This window comes from Pseudomonas sp. GW822-FHT04C11 (assembly GCF_058800905.1).
This window is the reverse complement of sequence record NZ_JBXAMS010000008.1, coordinates 55,480-71,024: the sequence shown is the minus strand read 5'-3', so window position 1 is coordinate 71,024 and position 15,545 is coordinate 55,480. Positions and strand designations below refer to the sequence as shown.

The window sequence follows — 15,545 nt, the reverse complement described above, 5'->3', positions numbered from 1 at the left end:
CAAGCCTTACGCGGCAGCGAACAATTGCTCGCTGATGTGCGCCTGAGCATCGCTCATGGCTTTGTTGCGAACGTCGTCACCGTAAGCCAGGCCATGGGCGCGGACGAACTCGATGTCGGTGATGCCCATGAAGCCCAGCATGACTTTCAAATACTCTTCGTGACCTACGCCAGTCGCTTGACCCACGTGCATCCCGCCAGAAGTCGACACCACCACGACTTTCTTGTTGCCGCACAGGCCTTCAGGGCCGGCTTCGGTGTAGCGGAAAGTCTGGCCGGCAACGGCAATGCGGTCGATCCAGGCCTTGAGCTGGGTCGGGATGGTGAAGTTGTACATCGGCGCTGCGATCACGACGGCATCGGCAGCGAGGAATTCGGCCAGGGTCGAAGCGCTCAATTCAGCTTCGTGCTGTTGTGCGGCGTTGCGCAGCTCGGCGGTGGTACCGGCAGCGACCAGCGTCGCGGCAGAGAAATGGCTGATGGCATCGCTGGCCAGGTCGCGGTAAGTCACCACGGCAGCAGGCTCGGCGGTTTTCCAGGCCTGGACGACACTGTGGCTCAGCTGACGGGAAGCAGAGTTGTCACCAAGGATGCTCGAATCGATGTGTAAGAGTTTCATGTGGGATCTCCAAGTGAGGATCGCCACCGGGCGATCTGATGGAGACAATCCTACAGATGAAACCAATAGCTGATTAGTCAGCAACAATGCGATAGTTTGTCCCACTGATAGGACAGTCGAGTAAAACCATGCAAGACCTCAATGACCTTTACTACTTCGCCAAAGTCGTCGAAGCCGGCGGTTTCGCCGCCGCCGGGCGCGTGTTGGGCATTCCCAAGTCGCGGCTGTCGCGGCGTATCGCCGAACTTGAAGAGCGTCTGGGTGCCCGCCTCCTCCAGCGCACCACCCGCCAGCTCAAGCTGACCGCTGTCGGCGAGCGCTATTTGCGCCATTGCCAGGCAATGCTGCTGGAGGCCGAAATGGCTGACGAGGCCGTCGCCAGCATGTCCAGCGAACCCCGAGGACGGTTGCGGGTTTCCTGCCCCGTTGGGCTGGCTCATGAGTTTTTGCCATCGGTCATCAGCACGTTTCTGGAACGCTTCCCCCAAGTGCAATTGGAGATGCAGTTGCTCAATCGCCGGGTCGACCTGGTGACCGAAGGCATCGATGTCGCCTTGAGAGTGCGCGATCTGGGTGATGAAGACCCGCTGCTGGTCACCCGACGTTTGCGCCAGGCGCAAATGGTGATGATCGCCAGCCCGGCCTTTATACGCGAGCATCCCATCAACAGCCCGGAAGATCTGAAGCAGGTTCCGGTGCTCGGCGCCCTGGAAGCTGATCGCATGGTGCATGTGCGCATGCTCGACGCTCAGGGCACAACGTGCGACCTGACGCTGGAAGCACGACTGGGGATCGATGATTTCATCGTGCGCAAAGCCTGCACGCTGGCGGGACTTGGCTTCACCCTGCTGCCGATGATGTACTGCGAAGAAGAACTGGAAAACGGCTCACTGGTGCAGTTGTTGCCCGAGTGGTCACTGCCTGGCGGTTGGCTGCTGGCAGTCTACCCTCATCGGCGCGGTTTGCTGCCGGCGGTGCGCGCCTGGATTGACCATTTGACCGAATCATTCAAAGCCTGCGGGGATCGACTGTTATGAAGGCCAAGCCGATGACTGAAGAAGACGTGGCACGTTTCTGCCTGGCATTGCCCGGCGCGCAAGAGGATTACAAATGGGGTGGCGTGCGGGTGTTTTCAGTGGCTGGAACCAAGATGTTCGCCCTGATAAACCTGCGGGGTGAATCATTGGCGTTCAAGGTCGACAAAGAGCTGTTTCTGGGGCATGTCGACCGCCCGGGTATCCGGCCGGCACCCTATTTGGCAAGGGCGCAGTGGATCATCATGCAAACGCCCTACCCACTTGGCGCCGATGAGCTGCAAGGCTTGCTGCAACGTTCTCACCAACTGGTGGTGAGCAAGTTGCCCAAGCGCGTGCAGGTCGGGTTATTGATTTAGAAGAGCCTGAACAGGCCGGCGCCAAGAAACAACTGGTCGATCCAGAACACCTCGTGCAACAGCACGATGATCCAGAACACCAGTTGATAAGACACTTTGCGGGTTTTGTGCCGAAACACTTGCTGGGCAAGCAAGGCGCCCGGCCAGCCACCGGCCAGTTCGATTGCGTGCAGCACGTTTTCCGGTGTACGCCAGTTGTCTGCCCGAGCCTTGCGCTTGTCGCTCCAGTACAAGCAGAACGCCAGCAGGCTGACAATCACATAGGCCGCGAGCGGAATCAGCGAAATCCCGCGCCACCAGAGAAGCATCGAGCCAAATGCCGGCAAAGCGCACAGCGCCAGGAACACCAGGCCTTTGAGGCGCGGGTTTTGAATCCCGCGCCCATTGCGTGGCTCAATCATGATGTAGCCGCCGCCCAGTCGACCCAACCGAACTGCCAGGTCGCCAGGATCAACAAGCCGAACACGATCCGGTACCAGGCAAACGCAGCGTAGCTGTGGCTGGCGATGAACTTGAGCAAGCCCTTGACCGCGATCATCGCGAATATAAACGCAGTGACGAAGCCGATGGCGAACACCGGGAGGTCAGCCGCCTGAAACAGGTCGCGATACTTGTAGCCGGAGTACACCGCAGCGCCGACCATGGTCGGCATGGCCAGGAAGAACGAAAACTCGGTGGCGGTTTTCCGCGACAGGCCAAACAACAAGCCGCCGATGATCGTCGAACCGGAGCGCGAAGTGCCGGGAATCATTGCCAGGCACTGGGCAAAACCGACCTTCAGGGCGTCTTTCCAGGTGATCTCGTCGACAGTTTCGGCGTGCACGCTGTGCTCGCGACGCTCAGCCCACAACATGACGACCCCGCCCACCACCAGCGCCGTCGCCACGGTGATCGGGTTGAACAGGTATTTGTGGATCATATTGGCGAAGATCACCCCCAGCACCACGGCCGGCATGAAAGCGATCAACAGGTTGACGGTAAACCGTTGAGCATTGCGCTGCGTTGGCAACCCGGTCACCACGTCGAGGATCTTGCGGCGAAACTCCCAGACCACGGCCAGGATCGCACCGAGCTGGATGATGATGTTGAATGCCTTCTCGCGCTCGCCACCGAAGTTAAGCAAATCCGCGACGATAATCTGGTGCCCGGTACTGGAAATGGGCAAAAACTCTGTCAGTCCCTCTACAACGCCAAGAATCAAAGCCTGAACGGCGGTCCAAAAATCCATCAATCCCCCAATGAAACCATGCCTCCAAGGCATGCCTCGTTAATCAAATTCAAGCGTCCACTGCGATCAGCGTCACCGAATGACAATTCGCACGATCCCCACGCGAAGCCGTAAAACCCCGTAAAAAATCAGCGCAACTTCAGGTTTTTGCTGACGCGGCCGAAATCCTATCAGACATGCCTGAATTACGCTGCGCCGTAATTGGACTTGAGTAGGGTTGGCTCAACAGCAAAAGCGTGCCTGAATGCTGGCGGTCGTTTATGACAAGAACAAGAAAAAACCAGGAGTAACACGGTTATGAATAGCTTGCGCAGTGTGTCGATCAGCCGCCGTCTGTGGCTCATCCTGATTGTGGCTGTGCTGATGCTGTTGACGTTGGGTGTGCTGATGCTCAAGCAGATCCACGATGACCTTTATCAGGCCAAGGCCCAGAAAACCCAGCATGTGGTGCAGACGGCCAGCGGCATTCTGGCCTACTACCACGACCTGGAAACCACCGGCACCCTGACCCGCGAAGCGGCGCAGAAACAGGCATTGAGCGTGGTGCGCGGATTGCGCTACGACCAGAACGACTACTTCTGGATCAACGACCTGACACCCGTGATGGTCATGCACCCGACCAATCCGAAACTTGAAGGCCAGAACCTTTCCACGATCAAGGATCCGGACGGCTTCGCGCTGTTCAACGAGATGGTGGTCATCGCCAAGGCCAAGGGCGCCGGTATGGTTGACTATCGCTGGCCAAAGCCGGGTGCCAGTACACCGGTCCAGAAAACCTCCTACGTGAAACTCTTCGAACCCTGGGGCTGGGTCATTGGTTCGGGTGTGTACATCGATGACATGCAGGCCGAGTTTTACGCACAAATGTGGCAGACATCGCTTGTCGGGCTTGCCATTGCTGTCCTTATGGCACTGCTGGTGATCCTGATTGCGCGCAGTATCGTGCGCCCACTCCAGGAAACCGTGCACGCCATGGCCAATATCGCCAGCGGTGAAAGCGACCTGACCCGTAGCCTTGATACCCATGGTCAGGACGAAGTGACCGAATTGGCGCAGCATTTCAACGCCTTCACGGAAAAACTGCGCCGGGTCATCACTCAATTGCAGCTGTCCGCCAGTGCCCTGGGGCAGTCATCCAGCGACTTGGGCAACGATGCGGCCCAGGCCCAGGCGCGCAGCCAGCAACAGTCCCAACAAATGGAACTGGTGGCGACCGCGATCAATGAAGTGACCTATGGCGTGCAGGACGTGGCCAGGAATGCCGAACACGCCGCCAGCGAAATGCGCGATGCGCAAGCGCAGGCTCAACAGGGGCAAGTAAACATCGATGGGAGCTTGCAGCAGATCGATCAACTGTCGAGCACCATCGATCAAGCCGTTGAGGTGATCCGCACCCTGGCCACGGAAAGCACACAGATCGGCAGCGTGCTCGAAGTGATTCGTTCGATCGCCGAACAGACCAATCTGCTGGCGCTCAATGCGGCCATTGAAGCGGCACGTGCCGGTGAGCAAGGACGGGGCTTCGCCGTGGTGGCCGATGAAGTCCGGCTGCTGGCACAGCGCACGCAAAAGTCCACGGCCGAAATCCAGTCGATGATCGAGCGCTTGCAGAGCCATTCCGAGGCGGCAGTCAAAGTGATCGGCGACAGCAGCCGCGCCTCGCAACTGACCATTGAACAGGCCGGATTGGCGGGTGCCAGCCTGAACGCGATCGGCCAGGCCCTGAATAATCTCAACGGCCTGAACGCCTCGATTGCCAGCGCAACCCTGCAACAGGCGCATGTGGTCGAGGACATCAACCAGAACGTCACCCAGGCCGCGGGGTTGTCCCACAGCACCGCCTTGGCCGCTGAGCAGTCGAGCGTCGCAAGCGTGCATTTGAAAGAACTCAGTGAGCAGTTGAATGGCCTGCTCAAGCAGTTTCGGGTGTAGACGAACCTTGCGCTGAAACACTGCCCATGTGGGAGCGTCTTAACTGACCGGCTTCGGGCAAGCCCCCCTCGCCACAATCCCCACCTGCGTTACAATCGGCGCCCTTTTCAACTTCACCAAGGATCCTTCATGTCCGGGCTTGAACTGTTTGCCGCCGCACTCGGCGTGATTGCCGTCTGGTTGACGGTCAAACAGAACCCTTGGTGCTGGCCGATCGGACTGGTCATGGTGCTGCTCTATAGCTGGATCTTCTTCGAGGTGAAGCTGTATTCGGACATGCTGCTGCAGGTGATTTACGCCGGCTTGCAGCTCTACGGCTGGTGGCAGTGGACCCGTGCCGGCGAAGCGCAACATGGCCGGCAAGTTACGCAACTGGATGGCCGCTCGATGTGGGCAGGATTGGCCGTCGGTGCCGTCGGCAGCTTGCTGCTGGGCGCGGCCATGGCTCATTGGACCGACGCCGCGCAACCCTGGCTGGACGCAGCATTGACCGGTTTCAGTCTGGTGGCGCAACTGTGGATGGCGCAAAAGCGCCTGCAATGCTGGCCGCTGTGGATTGCCGTCGATGTGATTTTCGTCGGGCTGTTTATCTACAAGGGCTTGTACCTGACGGCTGCGCTCTATGGTCTGTTTACGCTGATCGCCGTGCAAGGCTGGCGCGAATGGCAGGCCGATCCGGCGTTGCGCGCATGAAGGTCCTGGTACTCACCGGCCCGGAGTCCAGTGGCAAAAGCTGGTTATCGGCAGAGCTTCAACGCCACTTTGGTGGGTTGCTGGTGGGTGAATTCGTTCGTTACTTCATTGAGCAGAACCCTCGTGATACCTGCCTTGCCGATATCCCGCAGATAGCTCGTGGTCAAATGGCCTGGGAAGACAACGCCCGAGCCCAGCGACCCGCGCTGCTGATTCTCGACACGCACCTGTTAAGCAATGTGTTGTGGAGCCAAACCCTGTTTGGCGAATGCCCCGCCTGGATCGAAGACGTTTTGCTGGCCAGGCAGTACGACCTGCACTTGCTGCTGTCTCCCGAATCGGTTGACTGGACGGATGATGGCCAGCGCTGCCAACCGGATCTGAACCAGCGCCTGGCGTTCTTCCGCGCAACAAAAGCCTGGCTGGAACAACACCAGCAAAGACTGCAAGTCATCAATGGCGATTGGGCCGAGCGCCGTCGTCAGGCCTTTGCTGCCGTGGAGCAATTGCTCACGCCGTGAAAGCACCTGCATTTGAGGGAGCACATGTCCGTTCTTGAAACACTCCAGTGCCGTGTAACAGGCCTGTTAACGGTCCTTATACCCTTGTCATGCTGATTGTTAAGTCATTGGTACACTCGCCCGCAAACACTTGATTTAGAGCTTTTCGCCAGATAGGAGCGGCTCGCGATGGCCGGTACCGTCTCACGGTTGATACAGCTCATACATCTCCCCGCCTGAAATACCACGTAACCCATTGAATTAAATCAACAAATAAAAATCGGCACGGCTTCTGCTCTCTCCTTCACAACGCTGACCAAGGCCAGCGCACAAAAGACGAGGGAGTGCCGACGTGGAGACAATCGATAAAGGCTTTATCCGCCTCCTGCTGATCGGATGTGCGTTCAGCTCTGTCATCAGTCTGCCTGTCCGGGCCGCCGATGGAATCATCGTCATCCAGCGGGAAGTTCAAACGCGTAACGCGACTCGCCGCCCCATGGTTCCCGACCCCACCCCCCTGACCGTCAATGCCAACCCGTCCAAACAAGTCATCAGTGCAACCAATGAACTGTCGGACAGTGACATTTCCGGCATCAGCAGCGGTGCAAGCATCGCCGGCACGATCACTCAAGCCACCGGCACGCTGAGCGGCAACATCAATGGTCAGACACAGTTGCCCGGTTTGTCCGCAGGACATTCCGCGGGCTCCGGCAACGGTATTGCCAACAGGATCGACGGCACCATCCAGCAAGGCCTGGGCAGTCTGAATGTTATCGGGGGGACAATGAAATGAATCGCACTCTGCTGATTCTGGCCATGTTTTGCAGTGCGCCGACCTTTGCCCAACCGCCTGTCATCGATACGGCCACCATCGACAACTCCGGCAGTCAGTACCAGGGCAACTTCTCGGTCAACCAGGCTGCCGGCGATCAGCAACAACAGGCCAACGCCCGAGCCATCGCCATTGACACCGACGCCAGCGCCACCACACAGATTCGCCAACGGTTGCGTACTCAGGTCGATCCCAGGATCGATGCCCAGTCAGCCATTAAAGGCAACGCCTTCAGTAACGGCAATGGCGTACTGGGGGTCAACCAGAGTTCGGGCGCCAGCAATCAGCAAGCCAACGCCCTGCGGATAAGCATCAGTGCTACGCCGCAAAGTATCGACGACAGCGTCCTCAAGCAACAGAACGTGGCGCTGCTCAACAGCTCCGATTCAACGGATCCTACTCCTGGCCATCGCCAGGTCGCTGCCAGCGACCAGGCCTTCACCGGTAGCCGTGGGGTGATCCAGTTGAATCAGAGCGCCGGGGTGGGAAACCGAACGGCCAACACCCTGAGCGTACGGGTCGCGGATTGACCCAAAAGGTAAAAACAACACTTAACCTAAAAATAAAGTACGGAGAATCAGCATGAAACCCTCAATGGCACTCAAGCCTCTGGTTTTCGCAATCGCTGCGGTAATGGCTATTGCTGTACAAGCTGGCCAGCGTGATGACGAGCATCATCATCGTCATCACGTAAATCCAAAAGACACCACCAATGCCGGCGCCACTGCCAACGCCACGGACAAACAAACCAGCACTGGCAACTACATCAGCAATGAAGGGACTAAAAACACTGCCAACATGACCAATTCGGCCACGGGCGCCTCCGGTAACGTGGGTGTCAACGTTGCAGCAGGCGACGGCAACCAACAAGACAACGCTGCCGCCATCGCCAGCGGTGACGGCTCGTTTGTCTTCGGGTCTGTGGTAGCAACCGCCAAAGTCACGCAAACCCAAAGCAACAACGAGGTCTACAACCAATCCACCAACAACAGCGCCAATATGAGTGGTTCGGCTAACGGCGGCAGCGGCAACATGGGCATCAACATGGCTGCTGGCGACCTTAACCAACAGAAAAACACCATGGCGATCGCTGTGTCTGGCGGCAAGCACGCGACTGCAACCGCTAGTGCCGACCAATCAGGCCCAGGCCTGAGGGTGGATAACGACGCCGATCGGACCTACCGCCTGGATACGCTGTCGCGTACCGTCTCAGCCAGCGGTCATCAGTCTTTCAGCGAGGCATCCAAATCGCACTCTGCTTCGGACTTTACCAAGCGCTTGGATACCGCCTTTGCTACGCACGAAGCTACGAAATCTGCTTCGAGCTCTGCCAGCGCCTCTGCCAGCGCCGATGCCAGCGCCGCCGCCAGCGCCGCTGCTTCGCATGCTGCTTTGAAAGCTAGTCTGGATGTGGACGTGGATGTGGACGTTAGCTCTAGCAGGACTAATGGCTGGCACACCAGCAGCAGGAGTGCGACTTTCGACGCCGATATCGACGCATCGCTCGCCGCATCGATCGACAAATCGCGCAGCGCATCGAACAGCGCATCGCACAGCGCATCGAGCAGCGCATCGCGCAGCGCATCTAGCAGCGCATCGCGCGACGCATCGGGCAGCGCATCGTTCGCCGCTTCTGGCAGTGAATCGAAAGATAAATCGCAAAGCTTCAGCGAGTCCAGCGCCTTTGACTTGAGCAACACCGTGTCCTGGCAAGTGCTGACCCCAACTGGCTGGGCAAACCCTGTGACCAACACTGCTAACCTGAACGGTTCGGTGAATGGTGGCAGTGGCAACCTGGGCGTCAACGTGGCTGCCGGTGCTGGCAACCAGCAAAGCAACTCGCTGTCCATTGCATCCGGTTGCAGAACCTGCCTGTAAACCTGGCTCCAGAGTCTGGAGAGCCCCCTTCGGGGGGCTTTTTTTCACTCTTGCACGAGGGCTTCCGATCATGCGCATTTTCGCCCTGGCGTTCCTGGTTTTTCTGGCTGGTCTGAGCGAAGCGGGACAAATGCCGCTTTCCGTCTTGCCCGGCGGAGCGGTCGTTTTCAAACCGGTCCAGAGCATGCGTGAGCGCAAATTTGCCGACCTGGTCCAACAGAAAACCGACTTCAGTTGCGGTGCAGCTTCCCTGGCGACCATATTGCGCCAGGCCTATTGGCTGGACGTAACCGAGGCACAAATCATCGAAGGCATGCTGGCTCACTCCGACCAGAATCTGGTCCGCGTCCAGGGCTTCTCCATGCTCGACATGAAGCGTTACGTCGAAAGTATCGGCATGCGGGCCCGTGGTTATCGGGTAACGCCGGAAACTCTGACCAGCGTCGCCATTCCGGTCATCGTGCTCATGGACATCCGCGGCTACAAGCACTTCGTGGTCATGCAAAAAGCGGAGAAAGACTGGGTGTATATCGGTGATCCGGTACTCGGTCACAGACGCTTCAAGTTCGACGATTTTGTCAAAGGCTGGAACGGCATCATCTTCGCCGTCATAGGCCAGGGCTACGACAAGACCAACGTCTTGCGCGATCCACCTTTGCCACTGACCGCCAAGAACCGCATCAACACCTTCAGCCCGGTGCGGGACACAGAATTGATGGATTTCGGATTCATCCAGAGCGACTTTTTCTAATGACAAGGGAGCACGAAGCTCCGGGAGTATCCAATGAAGACTCCATACTGGCTGGCCGTCGTTTGCCTGGCCGCCAGCCTGCCAACACAAGCACTCACGTTCAAACCGATTGAACTCAAGGATCAGGAGTTGGCGACCCTTCGAGGCCGGTATGTCATGCCGGGCCGGATCATCAGTTTCGGGATTGTCATGACCAGTACCTGGCAAAATGCCAGCGGCGAAGTGATCGGGGCAACCTCCTCGATGCAGATTCAGGAATCGACCATCAAGCCACAGTTCTATGTGTCGATGATCGACAAGAAAGGTGATGGTTCACCGGTCTCCCAGGGTTCCGGCATTGTCAGCGGCGGCGCCGGCCTCAGCACCTCCCAGGGTGTAACCCAGGTCGTGCGCGCCGCTGGCGACTACAACAGCGCCTACAACAATGTCGACATCAACGTCAAAGAAGCCAACCAGGCACCACAAATGGATACCCAGGGCCAGCCATTGGCTGCCGGTACGACCCTGTCTGCGTCCAACGGTGCCGGCACCTTCAGTATGTCGTCAAGTAACACTGGCGTGCAGTTGAGCATCCAGGCCAACAACAATCAGGGCAGTACCGTGCAACGCCTTGCCCAGGGCGGCCTGATGCAGAACGCGACCTTGCTCGGCGGAAGAAACCAGGTGAACAACCTGACGTCCCTCAATGTTGTCCTGCGCAATAACCTGCCGACCGTCGGGGCGCTGGACTGCAATCTGGACCAACTAAAAGGCCTACGCACTCTAGGATACTGATCTACGCTGAGTCTCATTGAATGTAGTCAGAAGGGACGACAAACCCATGCACAGATCTTTTACGTTCAGAGCTGTCGTTTGTTTGAGTACCTTGGTCCCGGCCACTTTGCTGCAAGCCGCACCGGACCCCCAGGTAGAAGCCTTAAAACAAGAACTCATGGAGCTGAAACAGCGTTACCAAGAACAACAAAACGCGCTGATGGTACTTGAGCAGCGCGTTAAACAAGTCGAAGAAACACCAGCAACACCTGCTCCCAAGCGCCTGACCCGCTCCCCTGCCGAGAAGACCGCGGGCGCCAAGACCGTGGCCACGGGTGCCCCAGGGACCAGTTCGTATGGGCAGTCGCTCAAGGACGACTCGGGACCGGCGCAAAGCGTGTCCAACCTGTATGACGAAGCCAGCGGTTTCTTCGGTGGTGGCAAGTTCAGTTTCGAAACGGGCATGACCTATACCCACTACGATACCCGTGCATTGGTGCTCAATGGCTTTCTGGCCCTTGACTCGATTTTTCTCGGCAACATCAACATTGACCGCATCAAGGCCGACAACTGGACCCTGGACCTGACAGGCCGCTACAACGTGGCGCAACGCTGGCAGTTCGACATCAACGTCCCGGTCGTCTATCGAGAATCGACATACTCTTCTGGTGGCGCAGGAGGCGCAGCCCCGGTCTCATCCGACGCCACCGTCAAGCGCGATCCGACCATAGGCGATGTCAACTTTGGTATTGCCTACAAGTTCCTGGATGAATCGGAAAACCTGCCCGACGCGGTCGTCACTCTGCGAGTCAAGGCGCCGACCGGCAAAAATCCGTACGGAATCAAGCTGATCAAGGACCCGGGCAACGACAATTTGTCGGTACCTCAGTCACTCCCTACCGGCAACGGTGTCTGGTCGATTACCCCGGGTATCTCACTGGTCAAGACCTTCGACCCTGCCGTGCTCTTCGGCAGCCTGTCCTATACCTACAACATGCAGGACTCCTTCAGCGATATCAGCCCCACTGTAAATTCCACGGTCCCGGGGGACGTGAAACTGGGCGATTCCTGGCAGATCGGCGCCGGCATTGCATTTGCCTTGAACGAGAAAATGAGTATGTCGTTTTCGTTTTCCGACCAATTCGCCCGCAAAAGCAAAGTCAAACCAAGCGGCCAGGACTGGCAATCAATCCCGGACAGCGACTACAACGCTGCCAACTTCAACATCGGCCTGACCATGGCGGCAACCGACAAACTGACGATAGTCCCCAACCTCGCCATCGGCTTGACCCAGGACGCACCGGCCTTCTCCTTCAGCCTGAAATTCCCGTACTACTTCTAAACGCCACACAAGGAAAAGGCCCACTGCGAGGTAAATCGCAGCGGGCCTTTTCGTTTCTCCGCGCCCTAGCGGATCTGGTGCTTGTGCAGCAATCGGTAAAAAGTCGGCCGTGAAACGCCCAGTACTCGAGCGGCCACACTGAGGTTGTCACTGTGGCGGTTCAATACGTCGCACAATGCCTGGCGTTCGGCGCGGGTCTTGTAGTCTTCGAGGGTGCCCATCGGCGTGGCAATCACCTGCTGGCCAATCAACCCCAGATCCCGTGCCTCGATCTGTCGGCCTTCAGCCAGCACCAGCCCTCGACGCACTCGGTTCGCCAGCTCACGGACATTGCCCGGCCAATCGTGCTTGCCCATGGCAATCAGTGCGTCTTCGCTGAAGCTGCGCGGCCGACGTCCGGTTTCCCGGCTGTAGAAGTGAGAAAAATGGTTGGCCAGCAAAGCCAGGTCGCCGTGACGCTCGCGTAGCGGCACAGTGACCACCTGCAGGACGTTGAGCCGGTAGTACAAGTCCTCGCGAAAACACTTGGCCTCGATCGCAGCTTCCAGGTCCACGTGAGTGGCTGCCAAGACCCGGACATCCACGGGAATCGGTTGACTGCCGCCGACCCGTTCGATGTGTTTTTCCTGCAGGAAACGCAACAGGTTCGCTTGCAGTTCAAGGGGCAGATCACCTATTTCATCCAGAAACAGGGTGCCACCATTGGCGGCTTCAATGCGTCCGACTTTACGTTGGTGTGCACCGGTAAAAGCGCCCTTTTCGTGACCAAACAGCTCGGACTGAATCAGATGCTCGGGAATCGCCCCGCAATTGATCGCGACAAACGGTTTACTGTGGCGTTGCGACTGACGGTGCAAGGTTCTGGCAACCAGCTCTTTACCGGTACCACTTTCCCCTCGAATCAACACCGGCGACTCGGTAGGCGCCAATTTGCTCAGCAATTTGCGCAGTTCGCGGATCGGCCGACTGTCGCCGAGCAGTTCATGTTCGGGCTGGTGGACGTGAATCGTGCCCTGGCCGCGCAAACGCGCCATGCCGAATGCCCGCCCAAGGGTCACTTGAACCCTGGAGACGTCAAACGGCAAGGTATGGAAATCGAAAAACCATTCGCAGACAAAATCGCCGGCATTCTGCAACCGCAGGACTTCCTGGTTGAGAACAGCGATCCATTCAGTGTCGCTACGGCTGATCAGTTCCTTGACGGCTTCAGGACGCTCAAAATGAACAGGTTTAAGGCGCAGCAGGCCGACATCACAGGTACGATGGGAAGCGTTCTCCAGGGTACAACTGTCGACATCCCAGCCGATCGTACGCAGGCCGGGTAATAAGCGATGGCAGTCGTCACACGGATCAACCACTAGCAAACGTCGCAATGCAGGCGTTTCGGTCATGACTGTTCCTTGGCGCCAAAAATTAGAAAATTTATTAGAAACAGTCGTTTGGCGTCCCTGAATGTAACGTTAGCAAGATCTTGACGCGGCCTTGTATCGTTTAATAATAAGGTCAACGTTGTTTACGTTATAAAACCTGCCCATATTAGCGACCTGACACGTTTGAACCTTTCATCCAGCTTTCAACGCCCCCCTTGTCATTGCCTTTATAAAAGAAAGTTGAAAATTCTTTTGAATGTGTGTGACCCGCCCCCCCATTGCGCGCATCAGTACAAGTAACCAGCCGAACGGTAAGCCCAACCGACGGCACATCACTTGATTGGGCACAGACGAGAGAAGCCCCCATGAACGCCCCGCTCCGTATCAACGAAGCTCTTTTGATTGCCGACCGCGCATTTACCCCCTTCCAATGCGTGGCCTGGGCTCCACAGGACGGCACCGGCGAACTCAGCCTGACCGTCATCGACCGCACCAGCACCCCTATCGGCCGCAAACAGATCCCCAGCAGCACCTATACCGACCCGGCCCAACTTGCATCCTTGCTGGAACAAGTTCGCGCCGAATTGAGCGAGGAAGGTTATCAGTTGCAATCCTGGACAATGCCGCAGTAAACAAAAAGTGCGGATCACTGCGCCGTGATCCGCACTTTTTTATCGATACCTCTCAAGATACCCCCTCCTCTTCGACCCTCTCGGTTAACGCTTTATTGCGATAGACGGTCGTATAAACCAGACCAACTTGTCAGCGGTTCGCAAAGACATTGTTCTGGCACAGAACGACGCTCCGTTTGTGATTTCAGACCGTTGTGCATTGCATCAATCAGGGATTGAATATTTCCTTCAAGGTCTTCCTCCGAGGTTCTGGATCTGGTCGACTCGCAAGGAGATGCGACATGCCCATCCATAACGCTTTTGCCTTCGCGGCCCCTCTCGGCACAGCGGGACAACTCGACTCAAGTTTTGCATCATCCGGCAAGGCCTGGGTGCAGTTCGCGGGCAGCCTTTCAAGTATGGCCAACGATGTGGCGGTCGATTCGATGGGCCGCTTGCTGGTCGCGGCCAAGGTCGGAACCTGGGACGGTTACGGTTATGGGCTGGCCCGATTACTTGAGGATGGCTCAGCGGATCGGAGCTTCGGCATGGAGGGCAGCATTACCGGACAGTTCGCAAGCGGCTTCGAAGCCACTGGAGGCAAGGTTCGAGAACTGCCCGATGGAAAAATCCTGTTATCCGGCCTGCATTACGAAAGCCCCCACCGCACACTCCCGGCACTGGCAATGTTTGACTCGCAGGGACACCTGGTTCTGCAATTTGGCGACCGGGGGGTACAGATCGTGCGTTTGCCCGGTGATTTGTCCAGAGGCCTGCGTGACGACTGGTTACCACCGGGAGTCTCGGGCGCCGAAGCCTGCGACTTTCGGGTACTGGCCGACGGCCGAATCCTGCTGTTGGCCAACCATCACTACAAATTCGCGGATCACGTCGGCATCCTGATACGGCTCAATCCAGACGGGACACTGGACGAGACATTCAACGGCCACGGATTTGTCATGGTCAGGCACCTGCTGATGAATACCTGGCTGAGCAGCCTCCTGTTGCAGGCAGATGGTCGGATTGTGGTCGCCGGATCGATCAACCTGCCGCAGGAAGGTTTGCTGGCACGCTTCGACAGCACCGGCCGGCTGGACGAAGACTTCGCTGAAGACGGCTTTTTAAGCTTCAAGGTCCAGGGGCGCAGTGCCCAGGTGAGTCAGGTGATCGAGCAACCGGATGGGCGCCTGCAGTGTTTCGGTAGCAGCCGCGACCCGATGCAATGCCTGTCGCTGACCGTGCGCAACAATGGTCGGCCGGACACTCATTGCAATAACGGTCACGCGCGACTCACTGAAATAGGTAACAGCGGCTGCCAATGGACAGCCGCCCAGGTGCTCGCCGATGGCCGGGTGCTCAGCGTCGGAGCAACCATTGGCGGCATTGCAGCGGATTTTCTTTTGGCGCGGCATCTCCCGGACGGACGCCTGGATCGCCATTTTGCCAATGGCCAAGGTTGGGTTCGTACTCGCCTGGGGCGCAGCCTGGACACCGCAACCTCGCTGGCCGTGCAGGCTGACGAGCGAATTGTGGTCAGCGGCTACTCGCTGGACGGCCACTACCGGGCGGTAGTGGCGCGCTATCTGGGGTAGTGCTGTGTCGTTGTAGCACTGCAGGTGCGCCGTCACCTATTGATAATGAAAC

17 protein-coding genes are annotated in these 15,545 nt (G+C 57.8%); 13 read left to right on the top strand and 4 right to left on the bottom strand.

Features of this window, described 5'->3' with window-relative positions; genetic code table 11:
• Positions 1–6: 6 nt before the first annotated feature.
• Positions 7–618: an FMN-dependent NADH-azoreductase gene (locus tag AC1RJ3_RS15140; protein ID WP_347926871.1), complete on the bottom strand. Its 612-nt coding sequence runs from the start codon at positions 616–618 to the stop codon at positions 7–9.
• A gap of 128 nt (positions 619–746) precedes the next feature.
• On the opposite strand from AC1RJ3_RS15140, the gene AC1RJ3_RS15135 reads away from it, so the two are divergent.
• Together AC1RJ3_RS15135 and AC1RJ3_RS15130 are read left to right on the top strand one after the other, a co-directional pair.
• The gene (locus AC1RJ3_RS15135; protein ID WP_054597503.1) at positions 747–1,655 is read left to right on the top strand and encodes a LysR substrate-binding domain-containing protein; all 909 of its coding nucleotides are present in this window, start codon (positions 747–749) and stop codon (positions 1,653–1,655) included.
• Positions 1,652–2,011, top strand: a complete 360-nt coding sequence (locus AC1RJ3_RS15130) for an MmcQ/YjbR family DNA-binding protein (RefSeq protein WP_493079398.1) — start codon at positions 1,652–1,654, stop codon at positions 2,009–2,011. Before AC1RJ3_RS15135 ends, AC1RJ3_RS15130 begins: the two co-directional genes overlap by 4 nt.
• Here the strand turns inward: AC1RJ3_RS15130 and AC1RJ3_RS15125 are convergent.
• Positions 2,008–2,412 (bottom strand): DUF1294 domain-containing protein, encoded by a 405-nt coding sequence (locus AC1RJ3_RS15125; RefSeq protein WP_489110547.1) that lies wholly within the window; start codon positions 2,410–2,412, stop codon positions 2,008–2,010. The genes AC1RJ3_RS15130 and AC1RJ3_RS15125 overlap by 4 nt on opposite strands.
• Entirely contained in the window at positions 2,409–3,239 is an 831-nt protein-coding gene (locus AC1RJ3_RS15120; RefSeq protein ID WP_493079397.1) for an undecaprenyl-diphosphate phosphatase, read from the bottom strand. Before AC1RJ3_RS15120 ends, AC1RJ3_RS15125 begins: the two co-directional genes overlap by 4 nt.
• A 297-nt stretch (positions 3,240–3,536) precedes the next feature.
• Between AC1RJ3_RS15120 and AC1RJ3_RS15115 the strand changes: the two genes are divergently transcribed.
• From AC1RJ3_RS15115 to fapF, 9 genes are all read left to right on the top strand, one after another.
• A complete protein-coding gene (locus AC1RJ3_RS15115) occupies positions 3,537–5,171 on the top strand; it encodes a methyl-accepting chemotaxis protein (RefSeq protein ID WP_493079396.1) in 1,635 nt (544 codons plus the stop codon).
• A gap of 129 nt (positions 5,172–5,300) precedes the next feature.
• Positions 5,301–5,864 carry a nicotinamide riboside transporter PnuC gene (gene pnuC, locus AC1RJ3_RS15110; protein WP_103316511.1) on the top strand — a complete coding sequence of 188 codons (564 nt, stop codon included), beginning with the start codon at positions 5,301–5,303 and terminating at the stop codon, positions 5,862–5,864.
• A complete protein-coding gene (locus AC1RJ3_RS15105) occupies positions 5,861–6,385 on the top strand; it encodes an AAA family ATPase (protein WP_493079395.1) in 525 nt (174 codons plus the stop codon). Before pnuC ends, AC1RJ3_RS15105 begins: the two co-directional genes overlap by 4 nt.
• A gap of 331 nt (positions 6,386–6,716) precedes the next feature.
• Positions 6,717–7,157: a functional amyloid chaperone FapA gene (fapA, locus tag AC1RJ3_RS15100; protein WP_347926882.1), complete on the top strand. Its 441-nt coding sequence runs from the start codon at positions 6,717–6,719 to the stop codon at positions 7,155–7,157.
• Positions 7,154–7,726, top strand: a complete 573-nt coding sequence (gene fapB, locus AC1RJ3_RS15095) for a fibril amyloid subunit FapB (RefSeq protein ID WP_347926884.1) — start codon at positions 7,154–7,156, stop codon at positions 7,724–7,726. The genes fapA and fapB overlap by 4 nt, the downstream gene beginning before the upstream one ends.
• Positions 7,727–7,778: 52 nt before the next feature.
• On the top strand, positions 7,779–9,074 hold the full coding sequence (gene fapC / locus AC1RJ3_RS15090; protein WP_347926885.1) for an amyloid-like fimbrin subunit FapC: 1,296 nt from the start codon (positions 7,779–7,781) through the stop codon (positions 9,072–9,074).
• A gap of 70 nt (positions 9,075–9,144) precedes the next feature.
• The gene (gene fapD, locus AC1RJ3_RS15085) at positions 9,145–9,825 is read left to right on the top strand and encodes a fibril amyloid maturation endopeptidase FapD (protein WP_347926887.1); all 681 of its coding nucleotides are present in this window, start codon (positions 9,145–9,147) and stop codon (positions 9,823–9,825) included.
• A 33-nt stretch (positions 9,826–9,858) separates the two neighbouring features.
• Positions 9,859–10,599 carry a fibril amyloid subunit FapE gene (fapE, locus tag AC1RJ3_RS15080; RefSeq protein WP_493079394.1) on the top strand — a complete coding sequence of 247 codons (741 nt, stop codon included), beginning with the start codon at positions 9,859–9,861 and terminating at the stop codon, positions 10,597–10,599.
• Positions 10,600–10,645: 46 nt separating this feature from the next.
• Positions 10,646–11,920, top strand: a complete 1,275-nt coding sequence (fapF, locus tag AC1RJ3_RS15075) for a fibril amyloid transporter FapF (protein WP_054597514.1) — start codon at positions 10,646–10,648, stop codon at positions 11,918–11,920.
• A 65-nt stretch (positions 11,921–11,985) separates the two neighbouring features.
• On the opposite strand, the gene AC1RJ3_RS15070 is transcribed toward fapF, so the two are convergent.
• Positions 11,986–13,311, bottom strand: a complete 1,326-nt coding sequence (locus AC1RJ3_RS15070; protein WP_493079393.1) for a sigma-54 dependent transcriptional regulator — start codon at positions 13,309–13,311, stop codon at positions 11,986–11,988.
• 344 nt (positions 13,312–13,655) lie between these two features.
• Between AC1RJ3_RS15070 and AC1RJ3_RS15065 the strand changes: the two genes are divergently transcribed.
• Together AC1RJ3_RS15065 and AC1RJ3_RS15060 are read left to right on the top strand one after the other, a co-directional pair.
• Positions 13,656–13,922 carry a hypothetical protein gene (locus AC1RJ3_RS15065; protein ID WP_054597516.1) on the top strand — a complete coding sequence of 89 codons (267 nt, stop codon included), beginning with the start codon at positions 13,656–13,658 and terminating at the stop codon, positions 13,920–13,922.
• 281 nt (positions 13,923–14,203) lie between these two features.
• Positions 14,204–15,493, top strand: a complete 1,290-nt coding sequence (locus AC1RJ3_RS15060) for an NHL repeat-containing protein (RefSeq protein WP_493079392.1) — start codon at positions 14,204–14,206, stop codon at positions 15,491–15,493.
• Positions 15,494–15,545 lie beyond the last annotated feature (52 nt).